Origin of the sequence: Stenotrophomonas sp. GD03877 (genome assembly GCF_029840555.1) — a bacterium.
GTDB classification, from domain to species: Bacteria; Pseudomonadota; Gammaproteobacteria; order Xanthomonadales; family Xanthomonadaceae; genus Stenotrophomonas; species Stenotrophomonas geniculata.
In genome coordinates, this window is sequence record NZ_JAOCCT010000017.1 from 78,836 (window position 1) to 95,829 (window position 16,994).

Below are 16,994 nucleotides of genomic sequence, written 5' to 3' on the forward strand. Positions count from 1 at the left end.
TCCCCGCACCGAGATGACCGACATGACCGCCGCCCTGTTCCACCCGTTCGACCTGTCAGGCACCGCCCTGCGCAACCGCATCGCGATGGCCCCGATGACCCGCGCCCGCAACCCCGGTTCGGTCGCCAGCGAACTCACCGCGCAGTACTACCGGCAGCGCGCCAGCGCCGGCCTGATCATCAGCGAAGGCACGCCGGTATCGCCGCAGGGCCAGGGCTACATCGACGTGCCCGGCATCTGGTCGGCCGAGCAGGTGGACGGTTGGAAGCTCGTCACCGAGGCGGCGCATGCCGCACAGGGCACGATCTTCGCGCAGCTGTGGCACGTCGGCCGCATGTCGCACAGCTCGCTGCAGCCCGATGGCGGGCAGCCGGTCAGTGCCGGCACCCGCCCGGTCGCCAGCGCGCCGAAGAACACCTCGTTCGTGTACCTGGACGATGGCAGCCGTGGCCATGCCGATCCCACCCCGGCACGTGCACTTGAGACCGCAGAGATCCCCGGTATCGTCGGGGACTTCGTGCGCGGGGCGGACAACGCCATCGCCGCCGGCTTCGACGGCATCGAACTGCATGCCGCCAACGGCTACCTGTTCGAGCAGTTCCTCAACCCACTCATCAACCAGCGCGAAGATCGCTACGGCGGCTCGCTGCACAACCGCGCTCGATTGATCCTGGAGACCGTCGACGCGATGGCCCAGCACATCGGCGCCCAGCGCATCGGGGTGCGCCTGGCACCGAACAACCTCACCTTCGACATGCCGTTCTACCCCGACAACGAAGCTACCTACCTGTACCTGGCCAAGGAACTGGGCAAGCGCGGGCTGGCCTATGTGCACCTCAACGACAACCTGCAGGCAGGGCAGTCAGTGCTGGGCGAGGTCTTCCTGCAGCAGTTCAAGCAGGCTTACGGTGGCAACGTGATCCTGGCCGGCGGGATGACCCGCGAGCGTGCCCTGCAACTGGTCGAGGCCGGCACCATCGACCTGGCCGCATTCGGCCAACCGTTCATCGCCAACCCGGATCTGGTCGAGCGCCTGCAACGCAACGACGCGCTGGCCACGCCCGACCGCAATACCTATTACGGTGGCGGCGAGGCAGGCTACCTCGATTACCCGCGCGCGCAGTAGATCCACGCCATGCATGGATGCGATGCGGCTTTCGCTGCGGAATGCATCACGGCGCCTTCTCTACCTTGGTCCAGTCCGAATCAAAGGTCAGCACACGGGTGCTGATCTCGCCCCTGGCCGAGTCCTTGCGACTCAGCTCCAGCCGCCCCTGGTTGCCCTGCGCCACCAGGCTGGCGGCAAAGCTGCCCTCGTTGGACAGTGCTGTGATCACGGCGGTGCCATCGGGCGCGACTCTCATGCCCGCCCGATCGCGAACCTTGTATCCCACGCCAACCGGCGCGTCCAACGCCATTACCGCGCTGCCGTTGGCCATGGTGCCGATGCCACCGCGCTCATCGCCCTTCGCATCGTAGATGGTCATGCCCGTTGCGCGTGAGTTGCGGGCAATGTCACTGGCGTCCTCGGCAATCTGCACGCGCGTGCGCCCTTCACTGTCGAGCACGGTCAGCTTGTAGGTACGGATCTCCGGCACCACACCGGCGTCGGGCGTGGCCACGCTGGTTCCGATCAGGGCCAACGATGCGCCCAGCGCGAACATCGAGGCAGCAAGCAGATTCCTGTGGCGCAGCCTATGCTCCAGGCGTTCCAAGCGTACGGCTATATCCTGCTCATGCATGTTGCGCTCCCTGTTTGAGTCTGCGGTTGCTCGGTTACTTGCTATCAGCATCCACGTGGATCACACGGGTGGATGCTCCGCCTTCGGCGGCGTCCACGCGGCTCAGCTCCAGCTGCCCTTCCGCGCCCTGCGCGACCAGTCTGGCGGCAAAGCCCCCGGCGTTGGACAGGACACCGATAAGCGCAGAACCGTCCGCCCCCACTTTCATTCCGGCCCGATCAGACACGCGATAGCCAACGCCGCGCGGCGCATCCAAGGCAACCGTGGCACTGCCATCGTCGGCGGTGACCATACCTCCGCGCTCCTGTTCATTGCCATCGAAAATGATCAACCCCGCCACCCGGGCGTTGCGCTTGATGTCCAGGTCCGGCGCGTCCTCGCCGATTTCCACGCGCTTGCGTCCTTCGTGATCAAGCACGATCAGGCGTTGGGTGCGAATCTCCGGAACGATGCTGGCCTCCGGGCTGGCAAGCCCGCGACCGGCCAGCACGGTCGATACCAACAGGATGGGGGTTGCCACCAGCAGCCAGCGCCATCGGCCTGCCCGCTGCTCCAGCTTGCGTACGCGCGCTTCCACTTCCAGATCCCGCATGGAATTCTCCCTGGCAACGAGGCCACCGGTCGCAACGACGGGGGCACTCCGATCCTGAACTACAGTTCGATCCTAGAACGTCCATCCGTGCCCAACAACATGACGAAAGTCCCCATGAACTCCGTCACCACGTCGTTCATCGTCAACCTCGACGTGCCCGATCTTGCTGCCGCTGAGACCTTCTACACCGAAGCCTTCGGCCTGCGGATCGGTCGCCGTCTCGGGCCGGAGGCCGTGGAACTGCTCGGCGGGCCAACACCGTTATACCTGCTGCAGAACGAAGCTGGCAGCGTCGCTATTGAAGATGGTGACGTACGCGACTACGAGCGCCACTGGACGCCACTGCACCTGGACTGGGTGGTGGCTGACCTCGAGACCGCACTGGCGCGTGCGATTGCGGCCGGGGCGACACTCGAGCAATCCATGCGCGAGCGTCGCTGGGGGCGCATCGCCGTTCTGGCCGATCCGTTCGGCCACGGCTTCTGCCTGATCCAGTTCAGTGGCGAAGGCTACGACGCGCTGGTCGAATGACCGGCGCATCGCTCACCACGGCAACGGCACCGCTTCGCCGTTGGCACGCTCGCCGTAGTACAGCGACGGCAGCAGGCGCGAGAGGAAACTGAACTCCGTGTAGCAGTGCTTGAGCAGGCCCAGCCCGACCGCATCGCCGGCATCGCGGTGCGGGTCGGTGCTGTCCAGGCCCAGCACGAAGCGGCTGCGCAGCACACAGCCGAACGGCGTATCGCGTGCCACGTGCAGCATCTGCCCGTCGCAGGGATCACCGTTTGCATCCAGGCGCACGTGGTCGCCGAAGCCGATGCGCGCGGCAATCACCGCCGATACATCGCCGGCATCCTGTGCCGCCTGCAGGCGCTCTGGCACCAACAACGTGCGCGGATCATGGAACTTCAGGCGCGCCGCCACCGGCGGAATGTCAGCCAGCGATTCCACGGCATGAATGCTGGCACCGTGGTAGCTGCGTCCGCGCTGCCACGCCGCGTCCCAGCCGCGATGCTCGACATGATCAACCGGATGCCACCAGCGGATGTGCTGGGTGGTCTCGAAGAAGGTGAACCACCAGTCCAGCATGCGGCCCTTGCAGCCGTGCAGATCGGTGCGCACCGCCACCAGCAGGGTGCCGTCATCGCGGCGCTGGATGCCGGTCTCCAGATGCATCGGCGCCGGGTCCAGCAGGTCGTGGTGGTTCAGCCAGGCGCGAGCGTTCACAGCGGTATCCATGGGGTCTCCTGCGGTGTCGGGAGATCTGACAATACGGAAACGCAACTAGTTTCGCAATTAGACGAATGCGGTAAGATGGGTGCGATGAACAGCACCACCCTGCCCGAGCCACCCACACCAACCCGCCGCCGCGGCCGCCCTGCGCGCCCGGAAGCCGAGGTGCGCCACGCGGTACTGCAGGCCACCTTGGAACTGCTGCTGGCACAGGGTTACGAGGCCACCACCATCGAAGCGGTGGCGGCGCATGCCGGGGTGGCGAAGAAGACGGTGTACCGCCACGCCAGCAACCGCGAGGAACTGGTCGGGTTGGCAGTACGCGAGTGGACCGACGGCTTCGCGCCGCAGCTGCAGCGCGATGCGCACGACACCGACGAGGTGCTGCCGTTGCTGCAGGACATCCTGCAGGCGGTGTGCACGCAGGCACTGTCGGTGCAGGCGGTGCAGGTGTTCCGGCTACTGGCCACCGATTTCCCCGGCAAGGACGCACTGCTGCAGGCCTATCTGGACAACGGCATCGAACGCGGCCGAGCGCTGCTGGCTGACTGGCTGGCGCGACAGCAACAGCGCGGGCTGCTGCGTGAAGGAGATCCTGTTCGCATAGCGCGATTGCTGCTCGCGATGGCCGTGGCCGAGCCACTGCGCGAACGCGTGATCGGCGTGGTGGCCGAGGATGCGCCGGTGGACGTGCACCTGCGTGAGTGCCTGGCGTTGTTGGGGCCGGTGTTGCAGGAACCGTAGCGTGGTGCCATCCACGCTTGGCGTGGATCTACCGGCCAATCCCGATTCGTTGGTCGGCAATGGCCTGCACTGGTGGGTGCCGACCGTTGGTCGGCATGGCTGCAGCACCTCACTCGCGCAGCATGTCCACGAACGCGCGCAGCGCACCCGGCATCTGCCGCTGCTTCGGGTAGTACAGCGCGAAGCCGGCGAACGGTTCGCTCCAATCTTCCAGCACCGCCACCATCTGCCCCGAATCAATGTAAGGCCTTGCCGTGTCTTCCAGCACGTAGGCCAGGCCGATGCCATCAAGCACTGCACCCACGACGGTGCCCTGCTCACTCAACGTGAGCCGGCCCGGCACATCGATCTCCAACGCTTGCCCGCTACGCTCGAACTGCCACTTGTAGAGATGCCCGCTGGCGAAGCGGAAGCGGATGCATTCGTGTGCCGCCAGGTCCCGCGGATGCAGTGGTGCCGGGTGTCGCCGCAGGTAGTCCGGCGAGCCGACAATCAGCCCGCGCAGCGGTGGCCCCATCGGCACCGCCACCATGTCCTCGGGCACGAACTCGTGCAGGCGCACGCCGGCGTCGTAGCCCTCGGCGACGATGTCGACCAGGCCATCGTTCTCGGTCAGCTCCACCCGCACGTCCGGATGAGCGCGCAGGAAGCGCGCCAGCCGCGGCCCCAGCTGGGTCGACACCGCCGCGCGGGTGGCGTTGATGCGCAGCAGGCCGGCCGGGGCGGCACGGAACTGGTTCATCTCTTCCAGCGCGTCATGCACCTGGCCCAGCGCCGGCTGCAGGCGCTCCAGCAGGCGCTGCCCGGCCTCGGTCAGGGCCACGCTGCGGGTGGTGCGATGAAACAGGCCCACGCCCAGGCGTTCTTCCAGCGCGCGGATCGCATAGCTCACCGCCGAGGTCGACAGCGCCAGCTCGGCGCCGGCACGGCGGAAGCTGCGGTGGCGGGCGACCGCCGCGAACGCGGCCAGGTGCGAGAGGTTGTCAGTGGCCATGATTGTGCAGTTTCACTTGATGAATCATGCCGATATCCGGGCTTCTTGCCGCTGGGTACGGCGCGTATTGTAAAACGCCTTTCGACAAACCCTGCCAAGGATTCCCCATGTCCCTCGCCCGTGGTTACGCCGCCCATTCACATACCGACCCGCTGATTCCGTACGAGTTCGAACGCCGCGCGGTCGGCCCGGACGATGTGCGTATCGAGATCCTCTACAGCGGCATCTGCCACTCCGACCTGCACCAGGCCCGCGACGACTGGGGTGGCTCGATCTACCCGATGGTGCCGGGCCACGAGATCATCGGCCGCGTCACCGAGGTCGGCAGCAACGTCACCCGCTTCAAGGTGGGCGACCACGCCGGTGTCGGCTGCATGGTCGATTCCTGCCGCCACTGCGACGCCTGCCAGCACGACCTGGAGCAGTACTGCGCCGAAGGCGCGACCTGGACCTACAACGGCCGTGAACGCGAAAGCGGCGCGCCGACCTACGGCGGCTATTCCGACCACGTGGTGGTCGAACAGCGCTTCGTGGTGAAGGTGTCCGATACCCTCGACCTGAAGGCGGCCGCACCGCTGCTGTGCGCCGGCATCACCACCTGGTCGCCGCTGCGTCACTGGAAGGTCGGCCCGGGCCAGAAGGTCGGCGTGATCGGCCTCGGTGGCCTTGGCCACATGGGCGTGAAGTTCGCCAAGGCGCTCGGCGCGCACGTGGTGATGATCACCACCACGCCGGAAAAGGGTGCCGACGCCAAGCGCCTGGGCGCCGACGAAGTGCTGGTCTCGCGCGATGCCGCGCAGATGAAGGCGCACGCCGGCAGCTTCGACTTCCTGCTCAACACCATCCCGGTCGGCCATGACACCAACCCGTACATGGGCCTGCTCAAGCGCGAGGCCACCATGTGCCTGGTCGGCGTGCTGACCGAACTGGACCCGCCGCTGACCGGTGGCAGCGTGATCTTCGGCCGCAAGCACCTGACCGGCTCGGCGATCGGTGGCATGGCTGAGACCCAGGAAATGATGGATTTCTGTGCCGAGCACGGCATCGTCAGCGATGTCGAGATGATCGACATCAAGAACGTCAACGAAGCCTGGGAGCGCATGGCGAAGAACGATGTGCGCTACCGCTTCGTGATCGACATGGCGACGATGAAGAACGCAGCCTGATCCAGGGCAGATGTGAAAACGAAAAACCCCGGCAATGCCGGGGTTTTTCTTCTGGGATTGCCGGCCAGCGGCCGGCACTACCGCAAGGCGATCAATACGCGAACTCGCGGAACACCGGATCCACATCGCCGTGCCAGCGGCCATGGAACAGCGCCAGCTTGCGCTCGGCCGGGGTCAGGCCGGACTCGACGATCTCCTGCAGCACGTCCAGGAACTTGCTCTCGTCCTGGCCGTCGGCATTGCGCGCCGCGCGGCGCTTGAGGCCTTCAACGGAAATCTTCACCGCCTCGCGGGCCAGGTCGCGCACCGTGCCGTTGCGGAACGGCAGGTTCATCGCATGCTTCGGTACACCATCGCGCAGTGCATGGCGCTCGGCCAGGGTGAAGTCACGCACCAGGTCCCAGGCGGCATCCAGCGCGGTGTCGTCGTACAGCAGGCCCACCCAGAACGCCGGCAGCGCGCACAGGCGGCTCCACGGGCCACCGTCGGCGCCGCGCATTTCCAGGTATTTCTTCAGGCGCACTTCGGGGAAGGCGGTGGTCATGTGGTCCGACCAGTCGCGCAGAGTCGGCAGCGCACCCGGCAACACCGGCAACTTGGCCTGCATGAAATCGCGGAAGCTCTGCCCGCTGGCGTCGTGGTAGATGCCATCGCGGTAGGAGAAATACATCGGCACGTCGAGCAGGTAATCGACATAGCGCTCGTAACCGAAGCCATCCTCGAACACGAAGTCGAGCATGCCGGTGCGATCGGCATCGGTATCGGTCCAGATGTGCGAGCGATAGCTCAGGTAGCCGTTCGGCTTGCCTTCGGTGAACGGCGAATCGGCAAACAGCGCAGTGGCAATCGGCTGCAGCGCCAGCGACACGCGGAACTTCTTCACCATGTCCGCTTCGGTGGCGTAGTCCAGGTTCACCTGCACCGTGCAGGTGCGGGTCATCATGTCCAGGCCCAGCGAGCCGACCTTGGGCATGTACGACCGCATGATCTTGTAGCGGCCCTTCGGCATCCAAGGCATCTCATCGCGCTTCCACTTCGGCTGGAAGCCCATGCCGAGGAAGCCCAGCTGCAGCTCACCGGCCACCTGTGCCACTTCATTCAGATGGGTGCCGGTCTCCACGCAGGTCTGGTGGATGGTCTCCAGCGCCGCTCCGGACAGTTCCAACTGACCGGCCGGTTCCAGCGTCACCGAGGCGCCATCGCGCAGCAGGGCGATCGTGTTGCCGTTTTCCTGCACCGGCTCCCAGCCGAAGCGGACCAGCCCATTGAGCAGCGCTTCGATGCCGCGCTCGCCTTCAAAGGTCGGCGGGCGAAGGTCATCCAGGCGGAACCCGAACTTCTCGTGCTCGGTGCCGATGCGCCACTGCGCGCGGGGCTTCTCGCCGGAGGCGATCACCTCCACCAGCTGCGAGCGGTCGGTAATGGGGGTATCGGCGACGTGGCTGGGGCTCGACAAGGGGGTGGCTCGCTGGACGGTGGCAGGGGATGTGGGGCCCAGGGCCTTCCATCGCAAGGGCGCACTATAGCGTGGCGACCCGTTGCGTCATGCGACGGAGACGGTTTTCAGCATCCTACCGACGCCCTCTTGACCCTCGTACACTCGGGGGCATGAGCCGCCATTCACGACACCCCGAACTGCACCGCTCCGAGCGCGTCGGCTGGCTGCGTGCCGCCGTGCTGGGCGCCAACGATGGCATCGTCTCGGTGGCCGGCCTGGTGGTCGGCGTGGCCGCCAGCGGCGCCTCCGCTGCGACCATCCTGGCCACCGGCGTGGCCGGCACCGTGGCCGGCGCGATGTCGATGGCCGCCGGCGAGTATGTCTCGGTGCAGACCCAGGCCGACACCGAAGACGCCGACCTGACGATGGAAAAGCGCGAGCTGCGCGAAGACCCGCATAGCGAGCTGGAAGAGCTGGCCGCGATCTACCGCCACCGCGGACTGGAACCGGCGCTGGCACGTCAGGTGGCCGAACAGCTCACCGCGCACGACGCGCTCGGTGCCCACGCCCGCGACGAGCTGGGCATTACCGATACCCTGCGCGCCCGCCCGCTGCAGGCAGCGCTGGCCTCGGCCGGCGCCTTCACCTGCGGTGCGGCACTGCCCGTGCTGACCGCGCTGCTCGCGCCGGTCGACAAGGTCGCGATGATGACCACCGCCAGCACCCTGCTCGGCCTGTGCCTGACCGGCGCAATGGCAGCCCAGGCCGGCGGCGCACCGCCGGTACGCGGCGCGATCCGGGTGATGTTCTGGGGCGCGCTGGCGATGGCCGCGGCCGCCGGCGTCGGTCGCCTGCTCGGCGCACACGTGACATGACCGCCATGCTGCCCGCGGACACCGCACTGCTGGCCGAGATGGCCAGCCTGGCCGGCTGCGAGCGCGCCGAAGGCTATGCCTGCATCACCGCACGTCGCGAGCATGGCGCCAGCTCGGTGGAGATTCCGCAACCGCAGTTCGCGATCCTGCTGGAAGGCCGCAAGCAGGTGCGTACCGCTCATCAGTCTCTGGCGTTCGTTCCCGGCGACATCCTGCTGCTGACCCAGCGCTGCCGCATCGATGTGGTCAACACCCCCGACCCGCGCAGTGGCCGTTACCTCAGCGCCATCGTGCCGCTGTGTGCCGAAGTGCTGGCGGCCGCTCGCACGCTGTGGATCGAGGGGCTTCCCGCGCCTGGCCAGGCGATGGCGCGGTTGCCGTTGATCGAACATGGCGCGGTACTGCGCCAATGGCGGCAATCGCTGCAGGACGGGCGTTACAGCGAAGCACGATTGGCGCTGGCCTCGCTGGTACTGACCCTGTGCCGGCAGGGCCACGGCAACCTGCTGCTGCCGCAGGCGCCGAGCCTGGGCGAACAGATCCGCGACCGTATCGCCGCCGAACCGGCACGCGACTGGCAGTCGCGCGATGTGGAAGAACAGTTCGCGCTGAGCGGCGCGACCCTGCGCCGTCGACTCGCCGCCGAGGACACCAGCCTGCGCCAGCTGCTCACCGAGGCACGGCTGGCGCATGGCATGCAGCTGCTCTACACCACGGACCTGCCGTTGAAGACCGTGGCCGCACGCGCGGGCTATCGGTCCGCGGCGAGTTTCAGCAAGCGCTTCGCCGAGCAGTACGGACTGGCTCCCACCGACATTTGAGGGGGTTCGGCAGGGCGGCGCCCTGCACCCGCCGAAGCGAGTGCAAGAGCCGAAGCAACAGCCAAAGCAACAGCCAAAGCAACAGCAACAGCGGCTATCCGTGGGATGGCGGGGCGGTGTGGGTGGGCAGGACACGCCGTAAACCCGTCCCTGGGGGCTCGATGGCGCCATCCATGGCGCCAACGGTCCTGCCCACCCACACCGCCCCACCTTCGACAGGTTCACTCGGCTGTTGGCAACTGCGGCTTTGTTCCGCGCGGCTGTTGGTAGGTGTCGACCTTGGTCGACACATCTGTCAGATATCGAATGAGTCATCCACGCGTGGCGTGGATCTACTGTGTCGACCAAGGTCGACACCCACCAAGGCAATACGTCGTTCCGTCAGATCGCGGCCAACTGTCGAAGGCGGGGTGGGTCCGGTTGCGGGGGCGTGAGCCGCATGGATGCGGCGACCGAGCTTACATGGACGTACTTGCAGCGTCCCCCGCAACCGGACCCACCCCGCCATCCCACAGATAGCCCGCTGTTGCTGTTGCTTCGGCTGCTGCTATTGCTTCGGCTGTTGCCGTTGCCTCTGCGGGTGCAGGGCGCAGCCCTGCAGACAACACCCCTTCCCTGAGCATTCCGCGCAGTGGTTTGAGCGCCGCGCACACGCCAGCCACGCCACGCTATGCGGCAACGGAACCGTCCGTCGCCCACCGAGAACCACCATGACCCTGCGCCACCTGCCCCTGCGCTCCGCCCTGCTGCTGGCCCTGTCGTCCCTGCCGCTGGCCGCACTGGCCGAAGCCACCTCGCCCGCTCCCACCCAGCAGGTGCCGGGCGTCTATCACCAGCGCGTCGGCGCACTGCAGGTCACCGCCCTGTTCGACGGCGTGGTCGCGCTGGGCCGGCAGGAAGTGGTGGACGTGCCGCCCACCCTGGTCAGCCGCCTGCTGGAAGGCCGCTACGTACCCGAAGACAAGAAAGGCCTGCAGACCGCGATCAACGCCTTCCTGGTGCGCCAGGGCAACCACCTGACCCTGGTCGATACCGGCACCGCGCAGTGCTTCGGCCCCGGCCTGGGCCAGGTGCTGGGCAATCTGCGCGCCTCCGGCGTGGACCCGGCCGAGGTGGACGAGGTGCTGCTGACCCATGCCCATCCGGACCACCTGTGCGGGGTGCTCGACGCGCAGGGCAAGCCCGCCTACCCGAATGCCACGGTGTGGCTGTCCAAGGCCGATGCCGACTACTGGCTCAACCCGGCCAGCGAGGCCACCGCGCCGAAGGGCGTGCGCTTCGCCTTCCCGCTGGCACGCAACGCGGTGGCGCCCTACCAGGCCAGCGGCCACCTGCGCACTTTCAGCCCCGGCGATGCCCTGCCCGGTGGCGCCGTGGCGATGGACACCCATGGCCATACGCCCGGCCATGTCTCCTACCGGTTCGACAGCCAGGGCCAGTCACTGCTGGTGTGGGGCGATGTGCTGCACTTCCATGCGGTGCAGTTCGCGCATCCGGAGGCGGCATTCGAGGCCGATTCGGACCGCAAGGCGGCCATCGCCAGCCGGCGCGGGCTGCTGCAGCAGGCCACCGTCAACGGTTGGTGGGTGGCCGGTGCGCATCTGCCGTTCCCCGGCCTGGGCCACGTGCGTGGCGAGGGTAAGGCCTATGCGTGGGTGCCGGCGGAGTACTCGCCGTTGAAATGAGCCGATGAGCCCTTGTAGAGCCGAGCTCATGCTCGGCTACCGGGGCCTGGCCGCGCTGCGCGCGGCAGCCGAGCGTTGGCTCGGCTCTACAGGAAAACCGGAAGCCTTATTCCAGCCCCAGCCAGCCGCCGATCACGCCGCGGGCTTCGTCCACACCGGTACGGTCTTCGCCTGAGAACACCTGCACGCTCACGCTGTCGCCATAGGCCGATTGCAGCTCCTTGCGCACCTTCTGCAGGGACTGCATCTGCTGGCTGCGGCTGAGCTTGTCGGCCTTGGTCAGCAGCGCGTGCGCCGGCAGGCCACGCTGCACGGCATAGGACAGCATCTGCCGGTCGTAGTCCTTCAGCGGATGGCGGATATCCATCACCACCACCAGGCCCTTCAGGGCTTCGCGGGTACGGAAATACCTGTCGATGAAGGCCTGCCAGTGCGCCTGCAGGTCCAGCGGTACCTTGGCGTAGCCGTAACCGGGCAGGTCGACCAGGTGCGCTTCAGGCGTGACCTGGAAGAACACCAGCTGCTGGGTGCGGCCGGGGGTCTTGGAGACACGGGCCAGGGCGTTCTGGCGGGTCAGCGCGTTGAGCGCACTGGACTTGCCGGCGTTGGAGCGGCCGGCGAAGGCCACTTCGGCCCCTTCGTCGGGCGGCAGCTGCCGCACGTTGTGGGCCGAAAGGTGGTAACGGGCGCGTTCGATGAGCAATGACATGTGCCTAGGATCGCATGTTGCGGCGCCGCGCGCCCGTGCCGGCGGCCGTTGCGGGCATTTTGCTGCACTGCTGCGTTGACCGTGCGCGGAAACGGCGTTGATAATCCGGGCGATGCCGGCGGCCACCGCCCGGCCCGGTCCATACGGAGCTTTAGCATGCGCCACGCTCGCGTTCTTGCCGTATCCGCCCTTGCCACTGCTGTAGTCGTTGCCGCTGCTGCGTTCGCGCAGACCACGTTGACCCCGCTGCCCGACAACGGGCCGATCCGCACCGCCTCGCTGGAAGTGGATTTCAGCAAGACCACCTGGGGCGACGCCAAGGCCGGCCAGACCAAGGCCTCGGCCTGCGCGGCCTGCCATGGCGCCGACGGCAATTCCACAGTGGAGATGTACCCGTCCATCGCCGGCCAGAGCGAACGCTACGTCGCCCAGCAGATGGCCCTGATCGCCAACGGCCAGCGCAGCTCCGGTGCGGCGGTGGCGATGGTGCCGTTCGTGCAGAACCTCACCCCGCAGGACATGCGCGACATCGGCGCGTTCTTCGCCACCCAGAAGGCCACCGCCGGCATCGCCGATGACACGGCGGTCACCGACGGCCCCTACAAGGGCATGAAGTTCTACGAGATCGGCCAGCAGCTGTACCGCGGCGGCGACGCCAAGCGCGGCCTGCCGGCCTGCATGGCCTGCCACGGCCCCAGCGGGGCCGGTAATCCCGGCCCGGCCTATCCGCACATTGGTGGCCAGCACGCCAGCTATGTCGCGCGCCGCCTGCAGGAATACCAGGCCGGCCAGACCAACGAGACCGACAAGGCGCACTTCCAGATCATGGCTGCGGTTGCGCAGAAGCTGAGCGAACAGGAGGTGCAGGCGCTGTCGAGCTACCTGCAGGGCCTGCACAACAAGGCCGACGACGTGGCCGTTGCCACCACGCCGGCACAACCGGCTGCCGCCCCCTGAGCACCTTTGGTCGGCCGGGGCCGCCACCGCGGCCCTCGCCTGCGGTATGTTTCCTTCACGCCGGCGACCGCGCCGGCGTTGCTTTTTTCAACGGAGATGCGTGTCGATGAGGTTGATTTCCCGCCTGCTGTTGTCTGTGCTGGTGCTGCTGCCGCTGGTAGCCTGCGCCGCAACCCCTGCCAATGCCCCGCTGGTCGAGGGCAAAGACTACGAGCGCATCGCCCAGCCGGGCCCGTTCCAGCCGCTGGCCGGCAAGATCGAGGTGGTCGAAGTCTTCGGCTACACCTGCCCGCACTGCGCCCGTTTCGAACCGCAGCTGGAAGCCTGGGCAGCCAAGCTGCCGGCCGACGTGCGCTTCACCCCGGTTCCGGCGGCCTTCGGCGGCGCCTGGGACGCCTGGGCCCTGGCCTACTACGCCGCCGACGAAGTCGGCGTGGCCAAGCGCAGCCACGGCGCCGTGTTCAAGGCCCTGCACCAGGACGGCTCGCTGCCGATGCAGAACGTTTCGGCCGATGAGCTCGCCACCTTCTACAAGGCCTACGGCGTGACCCCGGACCGTTACCTGCAGGCCCTGCGCGGCGATGCCGTACAGAAGAAGGTCGATGCCGCCCGCGCGTTCGCCCAGCGCACCAGGATCCCGGGGACCCCGGCGCTGATCATCAACGGCCAGTACCTGGTCCGTGGCGACAGCTTCGACGACCAGCTGCGCATCGCCTCGGCGCTGATCGCCCAGGCCCGCGCCGCCCGCGGCCGCTGAACCAACACCCACCACCGACACGGCGCTGTCGCCGCCGCGTGTCATCATTTCCCCCTGGCCGGCGCATGACGCCGGCCCCACCTTTCCAGATGCTGGAGACGTTTCCATGAAGATCCGTTACGCCCTCGCCCTCGCAGCGCTGCTGCCAATCCTGGCTGCCTGCAAGGCCGACGACGGCAGCACCAACACCACCGCGGCCCCGGCCGAACCGGCTGCTGCTCCGGCGACCACCGAACCGGCTGCGCCGGCCGCGGGTACCGAAGGCGTCGCACCGGCCGCTGCCGAAGGCGAGAAGGCCTCGGCTGAAGCCGCACCGGCCACTGCACCGGCCCCGACCACCGCCGCGCTGACCGGCCCGGCCCCGGTGGAAGGCGCCGACTACCAGGTGATCCCGAACGGCCAGCCGTTCCAGCCGGCCGCCGGCAAGATCGAAGTGACCGAGATCTTCGGCTACGTCTGCCCGGCCTGCGCCGCGTTCCAGCCGCTGGTCGGCCCGTGGAAGGCCGGCCTGCCGAGCGATGTGAACTTCGTCTACGTGCCGGCCATGTTCGGCGGCACCTGGGACAACTACGCCCGTGCCTTCTACGCCGCGCAGACCCTGGGCGTGCAGGAGAAGACCCACGAAGCCCTGTACGCTGCCATCCATTCGCAGAAGACCCTGAAGGGCGAGCGCGGCACCGATTCGGTTGACGACATCGCCAAGTTCTACGGTGCCTACGGCGTGGATCCGAAGCAGTTCGCCGCCACCATGGGCAGCTTCGCGGTGAATGCCAAGACCAACTCGGCCAAGCAGTTCGCCCAGCGCAGCCAGATCAGCGGCACCCCGTCGATCATCGTCAACGGCAAGTACCTGGTGAAGGGCAAGAGCTTCCCGGACATGCTGCGCATCGCCGACCACCTGATCGCCCGCGAACGCGGTGCGGCCCAGGCTCACTGATCCAAGAGAAGCGTTTCCCGGCCGTGAATTCCCCCCGTACACGGACCCTGCGCTTGCTGACGGCCAACATCCAGGCCGGCTCAAGTACCCGCCGCTACAGCGACTATGTGACCCGCAGCTGGTCACATGCGCTGCCGGCGGGGCGCAAGCGCAGCAGCCTGGACGCGATCGCCACCCTGGCGCGCGAACATGACATCGTCGGCCTGCAGGAGGCCGACCCGGGCAGCCTGCGCTCGGGCTTCACCAACCAGACCCACTACCTGGCCCAGCGCGCCGGCTTCAACTACTGGAGCCACCAGCCGAACCGGCGCATGGGCGGGGTCGCGTCCAGCGCCAATGGCCTGCTGAGCAAGCTCGAACCGGTGGAAGTGCAGGACCACGCCCTGCCAGGCCGCATCGGTGGGCGTGGCGTGCTGCTGGCCAAGTTCGGCGATGGTGCCGACGGCTTGGCGGTGGCGGTGGCCCATCTGTCATTGGGCGCGGGCTCGCGGATGTCACAGCTGGGCTTCATCGCCGAGCTGTTGTCCGACCACCCGAACGCCGTGTTGATGGGTGACTTCAACTGCCTGGCCGAGCGCCCGGAAATGCAGGTGCTGTACCAGAAGACCCGGCTGCAGCCCCCGGGCTGCATCGTGCCGACCTTCCCCAGCTGGCGGCCTGACCGCGCCATCGACCACATCCTGGTCAGCAGCGGCCTGCAGACCCGCGCCGTGGAGGCCGTTCCGGCCGCCTTCTCCGATCACCTCGCCCTGGCGATGCAGATCGACGTCCCGGCTGACGCCCTGCGCTGAACGCTCCTGGTGGGTGCCAACCTTGGTTGGCACGCCGCTCTGGTGGGTGCGGACCGTTGGTCCGCACGCTCTCCGCCGCTACCCGGCCTGCACCACTGGCAACTTCAACCGCCGCGCGGTCATCGTGCTGCCCACCGAGGCCAGCACCGTGCAGCCGATCGCCAGCCACTGCAGCCCGTGCAGGTGCTCGTGCAGCAGCAGCATCGCCCACAGCGCGGCCACCGCCGGTTCCATGCTGATCAGGATGCCGAACGTTTCCTTCGGCAGGCGCTTGAGCGCCATCATCTCAAGCGACATCGGAATCGCGCTGGAGACCAGCGCCACCAGCAGGCCGGCCGCCAGGATCTTCGGGTCGAGCAGCGCGGCGCCGGCATGTACCACGCCCACCGGCACCACCACCAGCGACGCGGCCAGCAGCCCCAGCGACACCGAATGCCCAGCGTGCAGGTGGCCGGCACGCTTGCCGAACACGATGTACAGGCCCCAGCACGCCGCTGCGCCCATCGCATACAGCACACCGGCCGGATCCAGCGCCGGGCCGCCGCCCAGCGGCAGCAGCAGCAACAGCCCGACCACAGCGCAGCCCACCCAGACGAAATCGATGGGGCGTCGTGACGAGAGCATCGCCACCGTCAGCGGCCCGGTGAACTCGATGGCCACCGCGATGCCGAAGGGAATCGTGCGCAGGGCCATGTAGAACAGCAGGTTCATCAGGCCCAGGGTGAGCCCGTAGCGCAGGATGGTGATCGCATCCACGCGACTGGTCTTCCAGCGCCATGGCCGCCAGAACAGCAGCAGCAACAGCGCCGAGAAGCCCACGCGCAGCGCGCTGGTGCCCTGGGCGCCGATCAGCGGGAACAGGTGTTTTGCGTAGGAGGTGCCGATGGCCAGCGAGGTGACCGAGCCGAGCACCGCCAGCGCCGGCAACATCGGCGCGAGTCGTGAGGTCTGCATGCGCAAAGTCTATTGCGCCAGCGCCGAGCACTTGGCTCAATTGACAGCCCGTTCGTGCAACTTCTGCTCGCCATGGCCACCGCCCCCGTGCTCGACAGTTTCGACCGCGCCATCCTCGACCTGCTGCAGCGGGACAACACCCTGCCGCAGCGCGAAATCGCCGAGGCCGTGCACCTGTCCACCCCGGCCGTGCAGCGCCGCATCAAGCGCCTGCAGGACAGCGGCGTGATCGCGGCCAATGTGGCGGTGGTCGCTGCGGCCAAGGTCGGGCGGCCACTGACCATCATCGTCGAGGTCCGCGTGGTCAGCGAGCAACGCGAACGCGTGGCGCCGTTCAAGCGCCGCGTGCAGGAGGACCCCGCCGTGCAGCAGTGCTACTCGATCACCGGCGACGGCGATTTCCTGCTGCTGCTTTCGGCCGCGTCGATGGAGGAGTACGAGACGATCACCGAGCGGTTATTCGGCGGCGATGACAACATCGAGCGCTTCCGCACCTCGGTGGCACTGGGCACGTTGAAGCGGAGTTTCGAAGTGCCGCTGCTGCCGGTCCTGTAGCGTCGAGCCATGCTCGACGGCCTTTTGACCGCAAAGCTGAAGCA

At 67.5% G+C, this 16,994-nt stretch carries 19 protein-coding genes; 12 read left to right on the plus strand and 7 right to left on the minus strand.

The window, feature by feature from the left end; genetic code table 11:
- The first annotated feature begins 22 nt into the window (after positions 1-22).
- A complete protein-coding gene (locus tag N5D20_RS14030; protein ID WP_279914690.1) occupies positions 23-1,126 on the plus strand; it encodes an alkene reductase in 1,104 nt (367 codons plus the stop codon).
- A 46-nt stretch (positions 1,127-1,172) separates the two neighbouring features.
- Here N5D20_RS14030 and N5D20_RS14035 read toward each other — a convergent pair whose 3' ends face one another.
- Positions 1,173-1,742 (minus strand): hypothetical protein, encoded by a 570-nt coding sequence (locus tag N5D20_RS14035; RefSeq protein ID WP_279914691.1) that lies wholly within the window; start codon positions 1,740-1,742, stop codon positions 1,173-1,175.
- 34 nt (positions 1,743-1,776) lie between these two features.
- Complete coding sequence (locus N5D20_RS14040) at positions 1,777-2,334, minus strand: hypothetical protein (RefSeq protein WP_197578739.1); 558 nt, start codon at positions 2,332-2,334, stop codon at positions 1,777-1,779.
- A gap of 114 nt (positions 2,335-2,448) precedes the next feature.
- Here N5D20_RS14040 and N5D20_RS14045 point away from each other — a divergent pair, with 114 nt between their 5' ends.
- Complete coding sequence (locus N5D20_RS14045; RefSeq protein WP_197578740.1) at positions 2,449-2,865, plus strand: VOC family protein; 417 nt, start codon at positions 2,449-2,451, stop codon at positions 2,863-2,865.
- 12 nt (positions 2,866-2,877) lie between these two features.
- Here N5D20_RS14045 and N5D20_RS14050 read toward each other — a convergent pair whose 3' ends face one another.
- Positions 2,878-3,573, minus strand: coding sequence for a hydrolase (locus N5D20_RS14050; RefSeq protein ID WP_197578741.1), 696 nt, complete (start codon positions 3,571-3,573; stop codon positions 2,878-2,880).
- 75 nt (positions 3,574-3,648) lie between these two features.
- Between N5D20_RS14050 and N5D20_RS14055 the strand changes: the two genes are divergently transcribed.
- The gene (locus N5D20_RS14055; protein WP_197578742.1) at positions 3,649-4,311 is read left to right on the plus strand and encodes a TetR/AcrR family transcriptional regulator; all 663 of its coding nucleotides are present in this window, start codon (positions 3,649-3,651) and stop codon (positions 4,309-4,311) included.
- Positions 4,312-4,420: 109 nt separating this feature from the next.
- Here the strand turns inward: N5D20_RS14055 and N5D20_RS14060 are convergent, their stop codons facing one another.
- Positions 4,421-5,305: a LysR family transcriptional regulator gene (locus tag N5D20_RS14060; RefSeq protein WP_197578743.1), complete on the minus strand. Its 885-nt coding sequence runs from the start codon at positions 5,303-5,305 to the stop codon at positions 4,421-4,423.
- A 107-nt stretch (positions 5,306-5,412) separates the two neighbouring features.
- Between N5D20_RS14060 and N5D20_RS14065 the strand changes: the two genes are divergently transcribed.
- Positions 5,413-6,471: an NAD(P)-dependent alcohol dehydrogenase gene (locus tag N5D20_RS14065; protein WP_049448859.1), complete on the plus strand. Its 1,059-nt coding sequence runs from the start codon at positions 5,413-5,415 to the stop codon at positions 6,469-6,471.
- A gap of 91 nt (positions 6,472-6,562) precedes the next feature.
- Here the strand turns inward: N5D20_RS14065 and N5D20_RS14070 are convergent, their stop codons facing one another.
- The gene (locus N5D20_RS14070; RefSeq protein WP_197578744.1) at positions 6,563-7,927 is read right to left on the minus strand and encodes a glutamate--cysteine ligase; all 1,365 of its coding nucleotides are present in this window, start codon (positions 7,925-7,927) and stop codon (positions 6,563-6,565) included.
- 152 nt (positions 7,928-8,079) lie between these two features.
- On the opposite strand from N5D20_RS14070, the gene N5D20_RS14075 reads away from it, so the two are divergent.
- The 3 genes from N5D20_RS14075 to N5D20_RS14085 all read left to right on the plus strand — a co-directional run bounded on the left by N5D20_RS14075 (position 8,080) and on the right by N5D20_RS14085 (position 11,290).
- Entirely contained in the window at positions 8,080-8,784 is a 705-nt protein-coding gene (locus N5D20_RS14075) for a VIT family protein (protein ID WP_197578745.1), read from the plus strand.
- Positions 8,781-9,605, plus strand: a complete 825-nt coding sequence (locus tag N5D20_RS14080; protein WP_197578746.1) for a helix-turn-helix transcriptional regulator — start codon at positions 8,781-8,783, stop codon at positions 9,603-9,605. Before N5D20_RS14075 ends, N5D20_RS14080 begins: the two co-directional genes overlap by 4 nt.
- Positions 9,606-10,315: 710 nt before the next feature.
- Entirely contained in the window at positions 10,316-11,290 is a 975-nt protein-coding gene (locus N5D20_RS14085; RefSeq protein ID WP_049434217.1) for an MBL fold metallo-hydrolase, read from the plus strand.
- 106 nt (positions 11,291-11,396) lie between these two features.
- On the opposite strand, the gene yihA is transcribed toward N5D20_RS14085, so the two are convergent.
- Entirely contained in the window at positions 11,397-11,999 is a 603-nt protein-coding gene (gene yihA, locus N5D20_RS14090; RefSeq protein WP_014038472.1) for a ribosome biogenesis GTP-binding protein YihA/YsxC, read from the minus strand.
- A gap of 156 nt (positions 12,000-12,155) precedes the next feature.
- Between yihA and N5D20_RS14095 the strand changes: the two genes are divergently transcribed.
- The 4 genes from N5D20_RS14095 (at position 12,156) to N5D20_RS14110 (ending at position 15,441) form a co-directional block, all read left to right on the plus strand.
- Positions 12,156-12,956, plus strand: coding sequence for a c-type cytochrome (locus tag N5D20_RS14095; RefSeq protein WP_043401710.1), 801 nt, complete (start codon positions 12,156-12,158; stop codon positions 12,954-12,956).
- 106 nt (positions 12,957-13,062) lie between these two features.
- Positions 13,063-13,713, plus strand: a complete 651-nt coding sequence (locus N5D20_RS14100) for a thiol:disulfide interchange protein DsbA/DsbL (RefSeq protein ID WP_010480907.1) — start codon at positions 13,063-13,065, stop codon at positions 13,711-13,713.
- 106 nt (positions 13,714-13,819) lie between these two features.
- Positions 13,820-14,650 carry a thiol:disulfide interchange protein DsbA/DsbL gene (locus tag N5D20_RS14105; RefSeq protein ID WP_054172501.1) on the plus strand — a complete coding sequence of 277 codons (831 nt, stop codon included), beginning with the start codon at positions 13,820-13,822 and terminating at the stop codon, positions 14,648-14,650.
- A gap of 53 nt (positions 14,651-14,703) precedes the next feature.
- Positions 14,704-15,441: an endonuclease/exonuclease/phosphatase family protein gene (locus N5D20_RS14110; protein ID WP_177178893.1), complete on the plus strand. Its 738-nt coding sequence runs from the start codon at positions 14,704-14,706 to the stop codon at positions 15,439-15,441.
- A gap of 78 nt (positions 15,442-15,519) precedes the next feature.
- Here N5D20_RS14110 and N5D20_RS14115 read toward each other — a convergent pair whose 3' ends face one another.
- Positions 15,520-16,395 carry an EamA family transporter gene (locus N5D20_RS14115; RefSeq protein ID WP_197580023.1) on the minus strand — a complete coding sequence of 292 codons (876 nt, stop codon included), beginning with the start codon at positions 16,393-16,395 and terminating at the stop codon, positions 15,520-15,522.
- Positions 16,396-16,467: 72 nt separating this feature from the next.
- Here N5D20_RS14115 and N5D20_RS14120 point away from each other — a divergent pair, with 72 nt between their 5' ends.
- Positions 16,468-16,950, plus strand: coding sequence for an Lrp/AsnC family transcriptional regulator (locus tag N5D20_RS14120; RefSeq protein ID WP_197580021.1), 483 nt, complete (start codon positions 16,468-16,470; stop codon positions 16,948-16,950).
- The last annotated feature ends 44 nt before the right edge of the window (positions 16,951-16,994 follow it).

Coding starts and splice junctions, on each gene's coding strand:
- N5D20_RS14030 (WP_279914690.1), top strand. CDS start 23: ATGACCGCCGCCCTGTTCCACCCGTTCGACCTGTCAGGCACCGCCCTG.
- N5D20_RS14035 (WP_279914691.1), bottom strand. CDS start 1,742: ATGCATGAGCAGGATATAGCCGTACGCTTGGAACGCCTGGAGCATAGG.
- N5D20_RS14040 (WP_197578739.1), bottom strand. CDS start 2,334: ATGCGGGATCTGGAAGTGGAAGCGCGCGTACGCAAGCTGGAGCAGCGG.
- N5D20_RS14045 (WP_197578740.1), top strand. CDS start 2,449: ATGAACTCCGTCACCACGTCGTTCATCGTCAACCTCGACGTGCCCGAT.
- N5D20_RS14050 (WP_197578741.1), bottom strand. CDS start 3,573: ATGGATACCGCTGTGAACGCTCGCGCCTGGCTGAACCACCACGACCTG.
- N5D20_RS14055 (WP_197578742.1), top strand. CDS start 3,649: ATGGGTGCGATGAACAGCACCACCCTGCCCGAGCCACCCACACCAACC.
- N5D20_RS14060 (WP_197578743.1), bottom strand. CDS start 5,305: ATGGCCACTGACAACCTCTCGCACCTGGCCGCGTTCGCGGCGGTCGCC.
- N5D20_RS14065 (WP_049448859.1), top strand. CDS start 5,413: ATGTCCCTCGCCCGTGGTTACGCCGCCCATTCACATACCGACCCGCTG.
- N5D20_RS14075 (WP_197578745.1), top strand. CDS start 8,080: ATGAGCCGCCATTCACGACACCCCGAACTGCACCGCTCCGAGCGCGTC.
- N5D20_RS14080 (WP_197578746.1), top strand. CDS start 8,781: ATGACCGCCATGCTGCCCGCGGACACCGCACTGCTGGCCGAGATGGCC.
- N5D20_RS14085 (WP_049434217.1), top strand. CDS start 10,316: ATGACCCTGCGCCACCTGCCCCTGCGCTCCGCCCTGCTGCTGGCCCTG.
- yihA (WP_014038472.1), bottom strand. CDS start 11,999: ATGTCATTGCTCATCGAACGCGCCCGTTACCACCTTTCGGCCCACAAC.
- N5D20_RS14095 (WP_043401710.1), top strand. CDS start 12,156: ATGCGCCACGCTCGCGTTCTTGCCGTATCCGCCCTTGCCACTGCTGTA.
- N5D20_RS14100 (WP_010480907.1), top strand. CDS start 13,063: ATGAGGTTGATTTCCCGCCTGCTGTTGTCTGTGCTGGTGCTGCTGCCG.
- N5D20_RS14105 (WP_054172501.1), top strand. CDS start 13,820: ATGAAGATCCGTTACGCCCTCGCCCTCGCAGCGCTGCTGCCAATCCTG.
- N5D20_RS14115 (WP_197580023.1), bottom strand. CDS start 16,395: ATGCAGACCTCACGACTCGCGCCGATGTTGCCGGCGCTGGCGGTGCTC.
- N5D20_RS14120 (WP_197580021.1), top strand. CDS start 16,468: ATGGCCACCGCCCCCGTGCTCGACAGTTTCGACCGCGCCATCCTCGAC.